The sequence below is a fragment of the Verrucomicrobiota bacterium JB022 genome, from assembly GCA_030673845.1.
Classification (GTDB): domain Bacteria; phylum Verrucomicrobiota; class Verrucomicrobiia; order Opitutales; family Oceanipulchritudinaceae; genus WOUP01.
In genome coordinates this window covers 235,262-251,086 of record JAUTCQ010000013.1, presented here as the reverse complement: position 1 = coordinate 251,086, position 15,825 = coordinate 235,262, and the positions used below count along the sequence as shown (strand labels likewise).

The 15,825-nt window shown below is 61.7% G+C and carries 15 protein-coding genes; 8 read left to right on the top strand and 7 right to left on the bottom strand.

Annotation, left to right across the window (positions count from 1 at the left end):
- Nucleotides 1-28: 28 nt before the first annotated feature.
- The 3 genes from atpD to Q7P63_09910 are packed head-to-tail and all read left to right on the top strand — an operon-like array spanning nt 29 to nt 2,388.
- Nucleotides 29-1,459: a F0F1 ATP synthase subunit beta gene (atpD, locus tag Q7P63_09920; protein ID MDP0500405.1), complete on the top strand. Its 1,431-nt coding sequence runs from the start codon at nt 29-31 to the stop codon at nt 1,457-1,459.
- Between the two features lie 4 nt (nt 1,460-1,463).
- Nucleotides 1,464-1,883, top strand: a complete 420-nt coding sequence (gene atpC / locus Q7P63_09915; GenBank protein MDP0500404.1) for an ATP synthase F1 subunit epsilon — start codon at nt 1,464-1,466, stop codon at nt 1,881-1,883.
- A 46-nt stretch (nt 1,884-1,929) separates the two neighbouring features.
- The gene (locus tag Q7P63_09910) at nt 1,930-2,388 is read left to right on the top strand and encodes a S24/S26 family peptidase (GenBank protein MDP0500403.1); all 459 of its coding nucleotides are present in this window, start codon (nt 1,930-1,932) and stop codon (nt 2,386-2,388) included.
- Between the two features lie 110 nt (nt 2,389-2,498).
- Here Q7P63_09910 and Q7P63_09905 read toward each other — a convergent pair whose 3' ends face one another.
- Nucleotides 2,499-2,957 carry a hypothetical protein gene (locus tag Q7P63_09905; protein ID MDP0500402.1) on the bottom strand — a complete coding sequence of 153 codons (459 nt, stop codon included), beginning with the start codon at nt 2,955-2,957 and terminating at the stop codon, nt 2,499-2,501.
- A gap of 372 nt (nt 2,958-3,329) precedes the next feature.
- Between Q7P63_09905 and Q7P63_09900 the strand changes: the two genes are divergently transcribed.
- The gene (locus Q7P63_09900) at nt 3,330-3,467 is read left to right on the top strand and encodes a hypothetical protein (GenBank protein MDP0500401.1); all 138 of its coding nucleotides are present in this window, start codon (nt 3,330-3,332) and stop codon (nt 3,465-3,467) included.
- A 550-nt stretch (nt 3,468-4,017) separates the two neighbouring features.
- Nucleotides 4,018-4,665, top strand: a complete 648-nt coding sequence (locus Q7P63_09895) for a response regulator transcription factor (GenBank protein ID MDP0500400.1) — start codon at nt 4,018-4,020, stop codon at nt 4,663-4,665.
- 419 nt (nt 4,666-5,084) lie between these two features.
- Here Q7P63_09895 and Q7P63_09890 read toward each other — a convergent pair whose 3' ends face one another.
- From Q7P63_09890 to miaB, 5 genes are all read right to left on the bottom strand, one after another.
- Nucleotides 5,085-5,798: a hypothetical protein gene (locus Q7P63_09890; GenBank protein ID MDP0500399.1), complete on the bottom strand. Its 714-nt coding sequence runs from the start codon at nt 5,796-5,798 to the stop codon at nt 5,085-5,087.
- Between the two features lie 187 nt (nt 5,799-5,985).
- Nucleotides 5,986-6,828 carry a helix-turn-helix domain-containing protein gene (locus Q7P63_09885; GenBank protein MDP0500398.1) on the bottom strand — a complete coding sequence of 281 codons (843 nt, stop codon included), beginning with the start codon at nt 6,826-6,828 and terminating at the stop codon, nt 5,986-5,988.
- 84 nt (nt 6,829-6,912) lie between these two features.
- Nucleotides 6,913-7,458, bottom strand: coding sequence for a hypothetical protein (locus Q7P63_09880; protein MDP0500397.1), 546 nt, complete (start codon nt 7,456-7,458; stop codon nt 6,913-6,915).
- A 103-nt stretch (nt 7,459-7,561) separates the two neighbouring features.
- The gene (locus Q7P63_09875) at nt 7,562-7,951 is read right to left on the bottom strand and encodes a GxxExxY protein (protein ID MDP0500396.1); all 390 of its coding nucleotides are present in this window, start codon (nt 7,949-7,951) and stop codon (nt 7,562-7,564) included.
- Nucleotides 7,952-8,022: 71 nt separating this feature from the next.
- Nucleotides 8,023-9,423, bottom strand: coding sequence for a tRNA (N6-isopentenyl adenosine(37)-C2)-methylthiotransferase MiaB (gene miaB / locus Q7P63_09870; GenBank protein ID MDP0500395.1), 1,401 nt, complete (start codon nt 9,421-9,423; stop codon nt 8,023-8,025).
- A 155-nt stretch (nt 9,424-9,578) separates the two neighbouring features.
- Between miaB and Q7P63_09865 the strand changes: the two genes are divergently transcribed.
- Genes Q7P63_09865 through Q7P63_09855 form a run of 3 tightly spaced genes read left to right on the top strand, consistent with a single transcriptional unit; the run spans nt 9,579 to nt 13,549 of the window.
- On the top strand, nt 9,579-11,930 hold the full coding sequence (locus Q7P63_09865) for a PAS domain-containing protein (GenBank protein MDP0500394.1): 2,352 nt from the start codon (nt 9,579-9,581) through the stop codon (nt 11,928-11,930).
- A gap of 2 nt (nt 11,931-11,932) precedes the next feature.
- Nucleotides 11,933-12,409 carry a response regulator gene (locus Q7P63_09860; GenBank protein ID MDP0500393.1) on the top strand — a complete coding sequence of 159 codons (477 nt, stop codon included), beginning with the start codon at nt 11,933-11,935 and terminating at the stop codon, nt 12,407-12,409.
- Nucleotides 12,410-12,436: 27 nt separating this feature from the next.
- A complete protein-coding gene (locus Q7P63_09855) occupies nt 12,437-13,549 on the top strand; it encodes a hybrid sensor histidine kinase/response regulator (GenBank protein MDP0500392.1) in 1,113 nt (370 codons plus the stop codon).
- Nucleotides 13,550-13,642: 93 nt separating this feature from the next.
- On the opposite strand, the gene Q7P63_09850 is transcribed toward Q7P63_09855, so the two are convergent.
- Complete coding sequence (locus tag Q7P63_09850; protein MDP0500391.1) at nt 13,643-15,775, bottom strand: SDR family NAD(P)-dependent oxidoreductase; 2,133 nt, start codon at nt 15,773-15,775, stop codon at nt 13,643-13,645.
- Nucleotides 15,776-15,825 lie beyond the last annotated feature (50 nt).

Here is a 15,825-nt window from a genome sequence, read left to right as displayed (position 1 = left end):
TCCCAAACCATTTCTCACCTTTACGCTCATGAGCCAAAACGTTGGTAAAATCGTTCAAGTCCTCGGCGCCGTTGTCGACGCGCAATTTTCCGCTGAGAAAGTGCCCGCCATTTACGGTGCGCTCGAAGTGCACTACACAGTCGACGGCCAAGAGACCAAGCTGGTGCTCGAAGTGCAGCAGCACTTGGGCGAAGGCCGCGTCCGCGCCGTTGCCATGAGCAGCACCGAAGGCCTCGTGCGCGGCATGGACATCGTCGACACCCAGGCCGCCATCTCCGTGCCCGTCGGTGAAGGCGTGCTCGGCCGTATCTTCAACGTCGTGGGCGACCCCGTCGACGAGCGCGGCCCCGTGACCTACGAAAAGCGTTACGAGATCCACCGCCAGCCGCCCCCCCTCGTCGAGCAATCGACCAAGGCCGAGATCCTCGCGACCGGCATCAAGGTGATCGACCTGATCTGCCCCTTCACCAAGGGTGGCAAGGTCGGCGCGTTCGGCGGTGCCGGCGTGGGCAAGACCGTCGTCATCATGGAGCTCATCAACAACATCGCGAAGAGCTACGGCGGTTACTCCGTGTTCTGCGGCGTCGGTGAGCGCTCCCGCGAAGGTAACGACCTTTACTGGGAAATGAGCGATGCTGGCGTGATCGACCAGAAGAACATCGAAAACTCCAAGGTGGCCCTGTGCTACGGCCAGATGAACGAGCCGCCCGGCGCCCGTATGCGCGTGGCCCTCACCGGCCTCTCGATGGCGGAATACTTCCGCGACGAGCAAGGCCTGGACGTGCTGCTCTTCGTCGACAACATCTTCCGTTTCTCGCAAGCCGGTTCCGAAGTGTCCGCGCTGCTCGGTCGCTCCCCCTCCGCGGTGGGCTACCAGCCGACGCTCGCCACCGAGATGGGTAACCTCCAGGAGCGCATTACCTCCACCAAGAAGGGCTCCATCACCTCCTTCCAGGCGGTTTACGTGCCGGCCGACGACTTGACCGACCCTGCGCCGGCCAACACCTTCGCCCACTTGGACTCCACCATCGTGCTCGAGCGCCGTATTGCCGAGCTGGGCATCTACCCGGCCGTCGACCCGCTTTCCTCCACCTCCACCGCCCTCGACCCCGCAGTGGTGGGCAAGGAGCACTTCGAAGTGGCCCGTGGCGTGCAAAGCGTGCTCCAGCGCTACAAGGACCTGCAGGACATCATCGCGATTCTCGGTATCGACGAGCTCTCGCCCGACGACAAGCTCTCCGTCTACCGCGCCCGCAAGATCCAGAACTTCCTCTCGCAGCCCTTCCACGTGGCCGAAGTCTTCACCGGTATCCCCGGTGTGATCGTGCCGATCGAGGAAACCATCAAGGGCTTCAAGATGATCCTCGATGGCGAGCTCGACCACATCGACGAAGCCGACTTCCGCTACAAGTCGAGCATCGACGCCGTGATCAAGGCCCACGAGAGCAACCAGGACTAAGCCCATGCCGCTCAAGCTCGAAATCGTCACCCCCGAACGCCTCGTCTTCAGCAGTATGGTGGACCACGTGGTGCTGCCCACCGAAGAGGGCGGCGAGATCGACGTGCTGCCGGGCCACATCCCGCTGCTCACCATGATCGAACCGGGTGAGCTGCGCTACTTCCAGGGCCAAGGCTCCGAGTCCATCGCCATCGACAAAGGCTTCATCGAAGTCATCGGCGACGAAGTGCGCGTGCTGACCGAGGCCGCCATCGAAGTGAAGGCCATCGACGCCAGCGTGCTCGAACGCGCGCGCCTGGATGCCGAGCAAGCCCTCACCGAGGCCCGCACCTCCGGCGAAGACCCGGCCGTGCTCGAAGAGCTCGAGACCAAGGCCCGCTTCGCAGTCGTCCAAAAGATCGTGGCCGAGAGCAAGCGCTCGTAGCCCTACTGCGTAAAGGATTTCCGCAATCGACCGATGTTCAGAAGCGATGGCTTCCGAGCATCGGTCTTTTTTTGCCTCCCTGCCTGCAATCGCGCTGCTGGCCCTCGCCGGCTGCGAAACCACCGGCAGCCAGGCCACGCCACCGCCCACCTCGCCCACCACCGTACGGCAGGCCATCGTGGCGGCCAAGCGTGTGGAGCAGGGTGGGGAAGGGCGCTCCTCCGTCCTCGGCGGCGGCACCTCCATGATGCCGCTCTACGGCGAAGACACCGTCATCGTCTACGCCCCCATCGCCTTTGAAGACCTGGAGGCCGAGATGGTGGTGGCCTACCGCAACGCACAGAACAAGATCGTGACGCACCGGCTGCTCAAGCGCTCGCCCAAAGGCTGGATCGCGATGGGCGATAACAACCGCACGCTCGACGATGAGTATGTGACGCCCGATAACCTCATCGGCGTCGTCTATACCGTGCTCTACACCAATACGCCCACCACGGCGCCCTGAGCGGCCTTAGCGGGCCCTTCCCGCAGTCAAAAGAAAAGAGCCGGCTGCGATACCGGCCCTTTTCGGCAACAACGATTCTGTCTATCTGTCTTGTCTCTGTCTGCTAAAGGCTAGTAGCGCTTCCCGTGGACGACTTGCAGGGCGGTCGTCTGAGTATCGGCGGCGTGGAGCATGCCCACCACGATGCCCACCAGGTTGTCGGCGCGGACGACGGTCGGGTCGATCACCGCATTGTTGGCGCCCTTGGCCAGGATCTCAGCGCCAATGCTCACCACTTGGTGGCCGACCAGATCGCCTTCGGCGTCGCGGTAGACAGCGATCATGCCGGGGCGCAGGCTCGCAGTGTCAACCGCTTGCACGATCAGCAGCGAGTTGCTGCCGAAAAAAGGCTCCATCGAATTACCGGCGGCCTGAAACACGCTCCAGTCGGGGCGGAGGCTCGCCAGTTGCTCGGCATCGCTCAGAGCTTGCTCGGGCGAGACGGAGGAGACGGGCGCACCTGCGAAAGTCAATTGGGTGCCACAGAGGATGGAGAAGAAGCAGACCAGGAATCGCAGGGTTGTTGCCATGATCCTAGAATACTCGCTTATTGTCTTCCAAACTATTCGTGGAATCGCGTAACTTGCTGCGTAAGTTGCTCGTCTTCAGGAGGGTATCTGGATTAGACGCAAGCGCCAATTACACTTACGCTATCCTGTTATCCTGCGGATCAGGCATAAGCCTAACCATCATGCCAAAGATAGCGGATTACGCTCCCGATTCTGGGTCTATTCCACGAGTGCATACGTAAAACAACCTACCGAGCGCCGTAACCGAGCCCTAAAAGGCGGCCATGCTTGCAATAAAACGTCCCTCCGGCTAGCTTGGCACCAGTTCTTTCCGCGGTTCGGGTCCGGTCTTTGGCGGGAATCAGCCCGCCATTCCAACCCAGGAAGCGAAAAATGACACCGCGCACACCTCGGATCCGCGACCAGAAAGCAGCTAGTGCGACCAAGCAACTGGCCCTGGCCGAGACCTGGAAAGCGCTCACCAAGTCGAACCGCATCGGGACGGCCTGGACGTTCGCCAAGCTCCGGTAAGGGTACCTACACGATAAAATAGAAAATAAACGGGGCGGGCAGACCAAAATCTGCCCGCCCTTTGTCTGCGGTACCGCTATTTTGGCGGCTAAAACGAGATCAGATCAAAAGTGTCAACGATTTTCTCGGATTTTGCTTGCATTTTTCACCCGGGCGTAATACGTTCGTGTCAGTTCTTTAAGAAAGATTACGGAAAGAGACTTTTGACGGGAAATTTTTCCGGTCATCTACCAACACAGACAATGAATACGCAAAACACTGCGATCCGTAATCATAAGGAGTCTCGTCCCGCGAAGCCGCTGGTGCGTCGTCAACCGCTCAGCCTCAGCTCCGTGTCCTCCTACACCGGGGGTTCCTGGACGGGTTTCCGTTTCCGCTAATCACGGGAACATCCTAAGCTAAACTAGAAATAAAACTGGGGCGGATAGGTCTTTGACCTATCCGCCCTTTGCATTTTCTGGCAAGAGCTGGTAAATTTACTTGCGTTGCTGCCGTAATATTACAGTTGGAACTACTGGGAATTCCCCCGGTCGAAGGAGCAAACCCTGGAATGCAAACAGTCTACATCATAGAAGACGACAAGCTATTGTGTGATCTGCTGTCGGGCTTGATCGAGACTGAGATCGACCTCGAAGTGGTCGGTGCTCATGGCGATGGCACCGAAGGCCTCCGCCAATGCCAACTGAAGAAACCCGACGTCCTCATCTGCGACCTGCATCTGCCAGGGCTCAATGGGATGGAGATCGTGCAGCGCCTGAAGGCCGACCGCCCGGAGATCCGGATCCTCGTGGTGAGCGGCATCTTCAACCTCGCACGCATCAAGCGGGTATTGCTGTCGAAAGCCGACGGCATCATCGAAAAGACCGCCGGCCTCGAAGAAATGCGCAAGGCCCTCAAGTCGGTCGCCTCGGGCCAATCGTATTACAGCCCCGAAATCCTGCGCCGCATGCCGGAGCTGCTCAGCGTGCAGCCTTCCGACGGCAGCCTGGAGAGCCTCACCACGCGTGAGCGCGAGGTGCTGCAGCTGATTGGAGAAGGCCATACGACCAAGGAGATTGCCTCCAAGTTGAGCATCTCCGTGCGCACGGCCGACGTCCACCGCACACACCTGATGCAAAAGCTGAAGGTGCACAATGTGGCTGGCCTCACCCGCGCCTCGATCCAGTTCGGACTCGTCAAGCCTGCCGCGTCGCTGTAAAGCCACGCACAGATCGCACTAAACAAACAAGCCCGTCCGCGACCAGCGAACGGGCTAAAAGGCTTTTAAAGGGCAGATCCTAACTTTAGGCGGCTTAATTGCCGAAGAAGAACACCGTCAGGCCGAGGCTGAAGGTAAAGCCCTTGGCCGTCACGTCGTCCAGATAGCCCACATCGCCCGTCATGACGTAGTTGTAGCCCCTCATCCGCACCTAAGCACAGGGGCGGTAGTTGAAATCGCCACCGACCGACAGGGCGTTGGTGATGAAGTAGGCGGCGTTGAGCTTGAAGGTGGTACCGTTGAAGTCGACCGAACCGTCGACATCGTCAGCTTCCAGCTCGGATTTGCTGGAGGCCGCCTAAAAAAGCCGCGAAGCAATCCTTCGCGGGCTCAAAGTATAGCTCACCGATTGTGGTCGACTAGGCTTGGCGGCGCCGGAAGGCGAGGCCGAACGCGGCGAGTGAGCCGAGCACCAGGGCGTAGGTCTTGGGCTCGGGGATGGCCGTGCCAGAGACGCTCACATCGTCAAATGCGATGCTCACGGCGCCACCCAGGCTGGCCGCGCCGATGCGCAAATCTAGCAGGGAGCCAGTCCCCTCGATAGCCCACGAAAACGGCTGGAATTGGCCGATGGTGGTACCTTCGCCTAAGCCGTCGAAATTGCTGTCCACTGCCGCCCGGCCGGAGCCGTTGTGGGTGATCTGAAAGAGATCAGTGTAGCCGCCGCCGTCGATCTGATATTGCACGGTCACGAGATCACCGTCGGACCAAAAGTAGCCGCTCTCGTAGGAGGAGGCAAAATAGGCGCCAATCGACAGGTCCGCCAGCCCGGCAATGGCGACGTTTTCGAAGGTGACATAGCCGGTGCCCGTAATGCCGGGATCCTTACCAATATCTTCGGCCGCAAAGAAGCTCGTGCCCGAGGGAGGGGTGCCGAAGGAATTCGCCGCGCTAATGCTGATGCCGTCGCTGTCGACGCGGCCCCAGTAGTCGTTGAGGCCATCGGAAGCTTCCGCATCCGACAGGCTGTAGGCTACCGCGGAATCTTCAAAATCTTCGAAAAGGACAATGGCTGCATTGGTCGCCAGTGGCGCGACAGAGGCGAAAAGAAGAGAGCAAACGAAATCTTTCATGGATAATCTAATTGGGCGTTATGTAATGACAAGTCTATACAATTTAAAGGCTTTTTCTTACGGCCAATGCCTGGGAAGATTAAGCTAAAAAACAGTTAGACCAAGAGGTTTTTGACCTCGCGTAATGGCGTGAGAATCAACCCCTTGGCAAGCGCAAAACTACGTTGGCGTATAGCCTTAACCGACTCTAATCGATCGTCGTATAACCGCGACCGCCGGCCTGCAGGGTGTGTTGCTGGCCGTCGTATTCGAGCACGAGCGCCTCGCCGTCGGTAAAACGAATCTGGAGCGGGCCATTGCGCGGGATGGGGTCGGTGCTTTCGCCCGCGAGCAGGGTGCCGCGGAAGAGGCGCTCGCCGGTGGTATCGTTGGTCACGATCAGCGTAACCGTATCGGTGGCCCGGATGATCAGGCTGTCGGTGGCGTAGGGCGAGCTGTTGAGCGGGCGAGGACCGCCGCCCAGGCTTTGCCCTTGCGTGGTGGGGGGCGAGACGACTTCAGGCGAGGAATCGCCGCGGCTCAGCAGGACGATGAGCCACACCAGGATGCCTACGATGACAAATGCGACCACCCCGACGGCGGCCATCAGGTAGGAGGTAGGGATGGGCAGGCTCTTGGAAGTGTCTTCCTTCTTTTCCTTGGCATCGCTACGGTCTTCTTCCTCTTCACCCTGACGCCGTGGACGGCCGGTGTATTCGCTCTCGGCCAACACGTCTTCCTGACCCGGCAGCTCCATGCGACCAAAGGTCTCGCGCAGGCCGCCCCCTCGATGGCTCTGGTTGGCCGCTTGCTGCGCCAGCCGCGCATTGTTGGTCTCGTAATCGGTCAGGATCTGATCGGGATCGAGGCGGAGAAACTTGGCGTAATTGCGGAGAAAGCCTCGGCGGTAGATCTCGGGGAGGGGCACGGTCATCGAGCCGTCTTCCATCGCCATCAGGTAGTCGGCCCGGATCTTGGTCGCCTCCGCCGCCTCTCGGATGGAGATTCCTTTACGCTTCCGTGCTTCTTCCAGTCGTTCGCCGATGGTCATAATCCCGCTCAAAGTGTGTGTTCGGTGGTCTGTTTATAGTGGGGTGGCGAGGGCATGTGCAACCGGAATGTCACCCACCGCCGATTAGTAGGTAAACGTAACGCCGATCAAGAGCAAGCCATACACGGCCATCGCGCCACCCACCATCCGGCTGCGGCCCGCGCCCGCGTAGAGCCATTCGAAAAAGTTGCGCAGGATCCACGGCGAATGGCCGAGCACCAGGCAGGCCAGGATCACGAGGTAGGCAAAGCCGACGAGGAAGAGCCGCTGCGGCAGCTCGTACCAGCCAAAGGCGCTGCGCAGGATCTCCAGGCAGAGCAGCAGGCTAAGCGCACACAGGCCGCGCACGGCGAGGAAATCCTTCACGTAGACGAAGCTCCCGACCAGCACCAGCGCGAAGAGGCCGAAGATCAGGTGCCGGTAGCTCCCGAAGTCCGCCGGCGAAAGGTTCAGCATCTTGTAGAGAAACCATACGCCGCCTGCGCCCATGAACACATAGCTGGCCAGCACGCTGCGCGGGAAAGCCTGCATCGCTCGCTGCCACGCCGGGTGGTTGAGCACAAATAGCACGCCGAGCACCAGCAGCACTAGGCCGGTCAATAGAGTGGTTGGGGCAAGAGACAACGTCATGACGCTTCCTCGCAGCACAACACGCCTCCGCCAGATTGGAAAGATAAAAGCAGGCGGGGGCCAATTAGAGCCACGGATGATCAGGATCAAACACGGATAAAGACTAAATCCGCTTGAGCAAATTGGGCGACATGAGGCGTTTGAACTCCACCTTCTCGCGTCCAAAGTTGATCAGCAAGCCGACTGGAACATCCGTGGCCTTAAGCTCATTAATCAATTGGGCTTCATCGCGGGAACAGTAGCCAGCCGCCACCTTCAACTCCACCATAACGGTATTTTCGATCAGCAAATCCGCGAAGTAGTCGCCCACAACCACTCCCCGGTAATGTACTTTCAAAGCGACCTCAGCTTCGGCCTTCAAACCACGGTGTAGTAGTTCAACTTGCATCGCCCTCTGATAAACCTTCTCCAGAAAGCCGTAGCCCAACTCGCGATGAACCTGAAAGGAAGCACCAATGATCTCGCGCGTGATATTTTCGAATGCCAGATCCACCTAGCGGATCAAAGCTGGGACTACGACTTTGGCAAGAACTTCACGAATCGAAGAATCCGTGTTTATCCGTGCTAATCCGTGGCCAGCAATGCCTCTCCGACCGTCACTTCCGGCTCGTCTTCCTTCAGCACCAGCTCGCCTTTGACGATGGTGGTCGAGTGCTCGTGGATATGCACGGGCACGATCTGGCCCACCAGGCGCTCGCTTGCGGGGAAGAGGACTTTGCGGTAGTTGGGCGTGCGGCCCATGAAGATGCCTTCGCCCTTGCGCGCCGGCCCTTCGACCAACACTGGCTGCACGGTGCCGACCAGCGCGGCGTTGCAGGCCAGAGAGTGCCCGGCGAGGATGTCGAGCAGCGCCTGGTTGCGCGCTTCCTTCACCTCTTCGGGCACGTTGTCGAGCATTTCCGCCGCCTTGGTACCGGGGCGGGGGGAATAGCGGAAGATGAAGGCCATGTCGAAGGCCAGCTCGTCGAACAAGGCCTGCGTTTGGGCAAAATCGTCGTCCGTCTCCCCCGGAAAGCCCACGATAACGTCGGTCGAGAGGCAGATATCGGGGCGTACCTCCCTCAGCTGGGCCACGATCTCGCGGAAGCGACGCACCGTGTAGGGGCGGCGCATGATCCGCAGCACGCGGTCGCTGCCGCTCTGGAGAGGCAGGTGCACGTAAGGCATCAGCTTTTCCAGACGCCCATAGGCCTCCACCAAGTCGCGCTGGAAGCCGCGCGGGTGGGGGGAGGTGAAGCGGATGCGCTCCAAGCCGTCGATCGCATTGACGCGCTCCAGCAGCTGCACAAAGGGGCTGATGCCGTCGCGATAAGGGATCTGGCGCATACCGTAGCTGTTCACGATCTGGCCCAGCAGCGTCACTTCCTTGGTGCCGTTGGCCACCAGGCCTTCGATTTCGGCGCAAATGGCGTCCATCGAGCGGTAGCGCTCGGCGCCGCGTGTCTTGGGGACGATGCAAAAGCTGCAGTGCATGTTACAGCCCTGCATGATGCTGACGAAGGCGCTGACCTGCCGCTCGCCCTGGCTGTGGCCCTTGATCGTCTCTTCGCTGCCAGCCTCCTCGGCCAGCTCCACCAGCGTCTCCGGGCGGGGGCCAAGGCCGCGTTGGGTAGCGATCATGCGGTCGAGCAAGTCCGGCACACGGTGAAACTTCTGGGTGCCCACCAGCAAATCGAGGTCGGGCAGGCGGTCGACGAGCTCTTCGCCGCGATTCTGCGCCATGCAGCCCATTACGCCTACGACAAAGTTGGGATTGGCGCGCTTACGGCGCACGAGGTGCCCGGCCTTGCCGATCGCCTTTTGCTCCGCCTGGTCGCGCACGGCGCAGGTGTTGAGCAGCACCACATCCGCATCGTGCTCGCTTTCGACGATCGAATAGCCGCGGCCACGCAACATTTCGGCCACCGCTTCCGAGTCGCGCTCGTTCATTTGGCAGCCGTAAGTCTTGATATAAACGCGGTTCATGGCAGTCAGAAAGGAGCTTTTAGCATGGCGTACGGCCGCAATTATTGTCAATCATCGGGGGCCTTCGCCTTTCGCCCGCCAAACGGGCACCCTTTCTCCTTTCACCGGGCTAAGGAGGCAGCCACAATGGTCGATCTGATGGAGTGGTAGCAGCAATGGGTAAACCTCCCGTGAGCAGCCAAAACCAGACTTGGTCCGCCGCGCTTCTCAACCTGAGCGACGAAGCGCTGTTTCTGGTCGTGCACACGCCCGAGCGCGACGAGTGGACGGTGAAGTGGGCTTCCCAGGTCGCGATCAACAAATTCGGCCTCGAATTTGGCACCGTCATCGGCACCTGCGCTTCCGATGCCGAGGCCAACCAGATGTTCGCCCTGCTGGAGGAAGTGCAGCAAACCCGCCAACAGCACGAGCGCGTCTGCACCTATCGGGACGTGCGTTACCTGATGAAGGCCGCCCCTTGCGACGACGGCGTGCTCGTCAAATCCAGCGAAACCTCCGCTGTGCACGGCCTGCAGGAGCATCAGCGGCTGGAGCTGGCGATGGCCTCGATCCACGAGGGCCTGTGGGACTGGCCCGATGTCGAAAGCGACGACATGTGGTGGTCGGACCGGTATTACCAGCTGCTCGGCTACGAGCCGCAGTCCCTGCCCGCGACTGCCAACTGGGTCAAAAGCCACGTCCACCCCGACGACCGCTTGCGCCTGGATGAAACGGTGGAAGGCCACATCCGGAGCGGCGGCGGGCGCAGCATCGATCTCCGCCTGAATACCCGCGACCGAGGCTACCGCTGGTTCCGCATCCGGGCGATCATGCTGCGCGAGCACGACGGGCGCATCCGGGGTATGGGCACGCTGGACGACATCCACGAACAGCACGAGACCGAGCAGGAGCTCCGCTACACCAAGGAACGCCTCGAGCTGGCCCTCGACGCTTCCAACGATATCGTCTGGGACTTCTACAACCTCAAGACCGGCGAAATCTGGTTTTCCGACCAGGCGCTCCACCTGCTCCGCATCCCGGAAGAAGAGCGGCCCGAGCGCTTCCAGAAGGCCCTGCTCTTCATCCACCCCGACGACCGGCCGGTGGTGCTCGAGCGCGTCAACAACGCGACCGAGGCCAACGACCAGCTGGGGCTCGAAATGCGCCTGCGCTGCGGCGACAACTGGCGCTGGTTCAACTGCGTCGGGCGGACCTTGCGCGACGAAAAAGGTGTCGTCTCCCGCCTCGTCGGCACCCTCACCGACATCCATGACCGCAAGACCACCCAGCTCCAGATCGAGCAGGCCAACGAGCGCCTGGAGCAGCGCGTAAAAAACCGCACCCAAGAGCTGGAAGACGTCAACTCTGCCCTGCGCGAAGCGCTGAAGCGGGAGGCCGCCTCCAGCCGAGAGCTGGCCCTGAACGAGCGCCGCCTGCGCATGTTGACCGAAGCTGCCGCCTCGATCATCTGGACGACCGACAAGGCGGGCAACTTCGTGGAGCCGCAACCCTCCTGGCAGGAATACACAGGCCAGAGCGAAGAAGACGCCGCCGGCCTGGGCTGGCACCGCATGATCCATGAAGACGACGCCGAGCACTTCCTGCGCGAGTGGAAAGACTCGCTCCATGAGGTAAAGGCGTTTGCTGCCGAGTGCCGCCTCTGGTGCCAGCAGATCCGCCGCTACCGCTACTTTGCCGTCAAAGCCCTGCCCCTGCTGCGCGGGGAGGCCAGCGTGCTGGAATGGGTCGGCAGCATGACGGATATCCAGGCGCAGAAAGACGACGAAAAGCAGCTCCGCAATTACGCGCGCGAGCTGCAGGCGCGCAACGACTACCTGCAGGAGTTTGCCTACGCCGCCTCGCACGACCTGCGCGAGCCACTGCGCAAGATCCAGGCCTACTCCAACCTCTTCAACGAAGAGTTTGGCGAAGGCATCGCCGAAGAAGGGCGCGGCTACCTTACCAGCATGCAGCGCGCCGCCGAACGCATGGAAAAGCTGATCGACGACCTGCTGCAGTATTCGCGCGCCTCCACCGCCAGCTTTGAGCCCGAGCAAGTCGACCTGCAGCAGATCCTCGGCGAAGTCTACGAAGTGCTCGAGTTTGCAGTGCGCGAGGCAGAGGCACAGATCACGATCGGCGAGCTGCCCAGCGTGCCCGGTCAGCCGACCCTCCTGCGCCAGCTCTTCCAGAACCTCATCAGCAATGCCCTGAAGTATCGGCGCAACGAGGTGCCCCCGCGCATCGAAGTGCTCGCCCGCACCGAAGTCGAGCCACCCGAGCCGGGCGGCGGACCCAAGGCCTGGCACGTCATTACCGTGCGCGACAACGGGATCGGCTTTGACCCAAAGCACGCGGAGCGTATCTTCAAGCCGTTTCGCCGCCTGCATACCCGCCAGCAGTATGAAGGCACCGGCATCGGCCTGGCCATCTGCCGCCGCATTGTGGAGCGCCACCGCGGCCGCATCGAAGCCACCGGCCGACCCGACCAAGGGGCTACGTTCACCCTCCACCTCCCCGCTTTCTAACCATGATCAGCTCCCAGCCACACGCAAAAAGATCGGCAGCGGATCACGCCGCCGTCTTCATCGTGGACGACGACGCCGACGATTGCATGCTCATGCGCAAGGCATTTCAACGCAACGATCTGCAGAATCCCCTTACGATCCTGCACAACGGAGAGGAATTGCTGAACCACCTGCGCGCGCTGCCCACGGCCACCAAAGCGGCTCGACCTCGGCTGCCCGGCCTGATCATTCTCGACCTCAACATGCCAGTCATGGACGGTCGAGAAACCCTACAGGAGCTCAAGTCGGACCCGGCGCTGCGACACATCCCCGTGATCATCGTCAGCAGCTCCGCCGCGCCCGAAGACGTGCACCGCATGTACGACCTCGGCGTCAACGCTTACATGACCAAGCCCGTAACTTTCGACACCCTTGTCCAGACCGTGCACTGCCTCAGCGAATACTGGCTGAAAACCGCGCTGATCCCCTCTGCCTGCTAATCTTTTCCGGCCCGCTTCCCGCATATTATGGAATCTCCCGTCATCCGCCTCCTGCTCGTAGAAGACGACCGAGAGGACGTTTTTCTCTTTCGCAAGCTGCTCAACAAGATCCGCCCGCTACGCTTCGACCTCGTGGTATGCGAAGGCGTCAAGGAAGCCCTGAAGATCCTGGACCAGCAGCATATAGACTTGATCATCAGCGACTTTGTGCTCGGACTCGAAAGCGGGCTCGACCTGCTGAAGCACCTCCGCAAATCGGAAACGGCTCCCCCCGTCATCATGATCACCTCGATGGACCAGCGGGAGGTCGACATCGCCTGCATGCGCGCCGGGGCCAAGGAATACCTCAAGAAGGGCTCCATGACCTCCGAGCTGCTCGACCGCACGATCCGCTATACGCTGCGCAACCACCAGGCCGAGCAGGACCTGAAGGCGGCCCTCAACGTGCGCGACCAGATGCTCTCCATCATTTCGCACGACATTTGCGCGCCCATCGCCACCCTCCGTAGCACCTTCAAGTTTTGCGCCGAGCAGGTGGAGCAGCAGCCTACCCCTACGCTCAAGAAGTTCCTTTCGCGCGGGGAAACCAATGCCGAGCAACTGCTCGACCTCACGACCAAGCTCCTGCACTGGGCCCGCGCCCAGACCGACCATCTCGTCGTCGCGCCCGAAGTCATCGAATGCGTCGACCTCATTCGCACCGTGCATGCGGCCCTCGAGCCTGTGCTGCACGGCAAGGAGCTTGAGCTGGTGGCTGAAGTCGAACAAGACGCCATCATCTACGCCGACCGCGAAATGGTCGAAACGGTGCTGCGCAACCTGCTGAGCAACGCGATCAAGTTCTCCCACCACGGCAAGACCGTCTACCTCACCATCCGCACGGTGAAGGACGAAACGCACCTGATCGTGCGCGACGAAGGCCTGGGGATGGGCGAGGAGCTGCGCGCCAGCCTCTTCGACCAGCGCAAGAAGACCTCGCGGCCCGGCACGAGCAACGAAGCGGGCCACGGGCTGGGCCTGATGCTCGTAAAGAGCTTTGTGCAGCGCAACCACGGCGCGATCGAAGTCGAGTCGGAGCTGGGCGTCGGCACCACCTTCACCGTCAAGCTGCCCAACCACGTCGTCTCGACCAAGAGCTGAGGTCCGTCTTTACTGAATTCGAAAAACAAAAAGGCCGGATGCGGGTTAAAGCGCATCCGGCCAAATTATATCCGGGCCTTGTCGGCGGGCGGTTTAAGCCTCGTCCGAAGAAGCAGCCTTCTTGGCCGCCGTTTTACGGGCAGTCTTTTTGGCGGCGGCCTTGCGGGCCGTTTTCTTCGTCGCCGTCTTTTTGGTGGCGGTTTTCTTGGCCGCAACCTTCTTGGTCGTGGCCTTTTTGGCCGCCTTTTTCGCGGCCGGCTTGGCGGTTTCCACCGGCTTCACTTCCGGGGTAGGTGCTGGGGCGGGCTCAGGCTCAGGGGCCGGAGCGGCTTCCACCTTGGGCTCTGCCGGCTTGGCCGCAGCCTTCTTGGCGGCGGTTTTCTTCGCTGCCGTCTTGCGAGCGGCCTTTTTGGCGGCCTTCTTCGCCGGCTTTTCAGCAGGCTGGGCGACAGCCGGGGCAGCTTCGGCCTTGGCCGGTTGCTCCTTGGAGGCAGCGGTCTTGGCTTCTTGCGTGGAGGGGACGGCCTGGGCACGTTCTTCGCGCTTGGCCGGCTCCAACTCGCCCGGTTGCGGTGCAAACTGGTTTACGAGAGTCTTGCCGGGCAGCTTGGCGAGCGCTTCGAGCGGGTTCTTGGCTTTGAAGCCTTCACCCGAACCACCCTTGCGGCCTTTGCGACCACGGCGGCGGCTGGCGTCGCTTCCGGAGCCGGCTTCCGACTTGGCGTCGCCGGGGCCTTGGTAGGCCTTCAACGCGTCGAGGGGAGAACGGACGGCGGGCTTGGCGGCACCGGCTTCTGCTGCGGGTTGCGCGGTCGGCTGGGCAGCGGGCTCAGTCGGGGCCAGAGCGGCTTCGACGGCGGCCACGGAGGGCTCGCCGGCCTGCATGGGCTCCGGCTGGCCTTCGCGCTTTTCACGCTGCTGGCGGGTGCGCTCGAGGCGTTCCTCGTCGCGCGGCCCACGGCGGTCGCGGTCACGATCACGGTCGCCTCCGCGCTTCCCTTCGCGACGGTCGTCGCGTTCACGGCGCTCACCCCGGCCTTCGCGGCGGTCGCCACGGTCTTCACGCTCACGGCGTTCGCGACGCTCGCCCTTTTCGGGGCGGTCTTCGCGCTGCTCGCTACGTTCGGCGCGTTCGGCACGCTCCGGGCGGCCTTCACGCTCTTCGCGGCGGCCCTTTTCGCGGCGATCTTCACGACGCGGCTCGGGCTGCTTTTCGGTGGGCTCTTCGTCGGCTTCGGGAGCGGGTCCCGGCTCTTCGGAGCCCGTAATGTCGGAAACTTCGGCGGCGTTGGCTTCGGCGGCGTTGGCCTCGGCGTCTTCACCGCTGCGGTCGCGGTTCTTGCGACGACGGCGGCGGCGGCGGCGCTTCTTGTCGCGGTTGCCGCCATCGTCCTCACCTTCGCCCTTGGGCTGCTCGTCACCCTCGCTATCGTCCGTATCGACTTCGAGGTCGCGGCGCTCTTCGGCCTCGATCTCTTCGCGCGGGACAGTGTAGGGGATGGGCTGCGGGTCGGGGTAGGGGATCTCGCGGACGGGTGCCAGCGGCTTTTCAACGAGGCGCTGCGGGCGGATGACGACATCCGTCACGATGTTACCGGTGCGATTGCTGAGCACGTCGGCCACGGCCTGGGCGACCATGTTGGGGTCGATCACGCTCTGCGGGCGGCGGTCGTTGGCGGGCGGGGCATCGCTCGGGCGCCAGCGGTTGGGCATGGGGCAGACGTTCGTCACCTTCACGCCGTAGTCGCGCAGTTCGGCAAAGAGGGCCTCGCCCATCCAGCGCAGGCCACCGGCGGAGGCCGCACCCACCGGGCCGCCACGAGCCGTTTCCGGGTCCGACGAGCCGATGTTGATGATGTAGCCCTGCATCCGGCACAGGCCTTCCAGCACGGTGCGGGTGATGACGAGCGGGCAAAGGAGGTTGACGGCGAGGCAGCGCTGCAGCTCCGGGCCGGTCACTTCGTGCCAGTCCTGGCGGGGGACCATCTTGGCATTGTTGACGACTACGTAAACAGCGTCTTCCTGCTCAATGATGTCACGTGTGCAGCGTTCGACGGCGGCCGGATCGCTGAGATCGCACGGCACGGGACGAAAGTCCACGTTGTTGAACGGCATCTGCGTGTAGTTGCCACCAAGGCCGTAAACGCGAAAGCCCAATTCCAGGAGCTTACGGGAAATCGCGGCACCCAGGCCGGTCGAAGCTCCAGTCACAATTGCTACGTCCATACAAAAACAAAAATATACAAAGAGGGTGCGGAATCGGCAGGAGAAGGGGG

Excerpts from the sequence above, each read along its gene's own strand:
- atpD (MDP0500405.1), top strand. The coding sequence starts at position 29 with ATGAGCCAAAACGTTGGTAAAATCGTTCAAGTCCTCGGCGCCGTTGTC.
- atpC (MDP0500404.1), top strand. The coding sequence starts at position 1,464 with ATGCCGCTCAAGCTCGAAATCGTCACCCCCGAACGCCTCGTCTTCAGC.
- Q7P63_09910 (MDP0500403.1), top strand. The coding sequence starts at position 1,930 with ATGGCTTCCGAGCATCGGTCTTTTTTTGCCTCCCTGCCTGCAATCGCG.
- Q7P63_09905 (MDP0500402.1), bottom strand. The coding sequence starts at position 2,957 with ATGGCAACAACCCTGCGATTCCTGGTCTGCTTCTTCTCCATCCTCTGT.
- Q7P63_09900 (MDP0500401.1), top strand. The coding sequence starts at position 3,330 with ATGACACCGCGCACACCTCGGATCCGCGACCAGAAAGCAGCTAGTGCG.
- Q7P63_09895 (MDP0500400.1), top strand. The coding sequence starts at position 4,018 with ATGCAAACAGTCTACATCATAGAAGACGACAAGCTATTGTGTGATCTG.
- Q7P63_09890 (MDP0500399.1), bottom strand. The coding sequence starts at position 5,798 with ATGAAAGATTTCGTTTGCTCTCTTCTTTTCGCCTCTGTCGCGCCACTG.
- Q7P63_09885 (MDP0500398.1), bottom strand. The coding sequence starts at position 6,828 with ATGACCATCGGCGAACGACTGGAAGAAGCACGGAAGCGTAAAGGAATC.
- Q7P63_09880 (MDP0500397.1), bottom strand. The coding sequence starts at position 7,458 with ATGACGTTGTCTCTTGCCCCAACCACTCTATTGACCGGCCTAGTGCTG.
- miaB (MDP0500395.1), bottom strand. The coding sequence starts at position 9,423 with ATGAACCGCGTTTATATCAAGACTTACGGCTGCCAAATGAACGAGCGC.
- Q7P63_09865 (MDP0500394.1), top strand. The coding sequence starts at position 9,579 with ATGGGTAAACCTCCCGTGAGCAGCCAAAACCAGACTTGGTCCGCCGCG.
- Q7P63_09860 (MDP0500393.1), top strand. The coding sequence starts at position 11,933 with ATGATCAGCTCCCAGCCACACGCAAAAAGATCGGCAGCGGATCACGCC.
- Q7P63_09855 (MDP0500392.1), top strand. The coding sequence starts at position 12,437 with ATGGAATCTCCCGTCATCCGCCTCCTGCTCGTAGAAGACGACCGAGAG.
- Q7P63_09850 (MDP0500391.1), bottom strand. The coding sequence starts at position 15,775 with ATGGACGTAGCAATTGTGACTGGAGCTTCGACCGGCCTGGGTGCCGCG.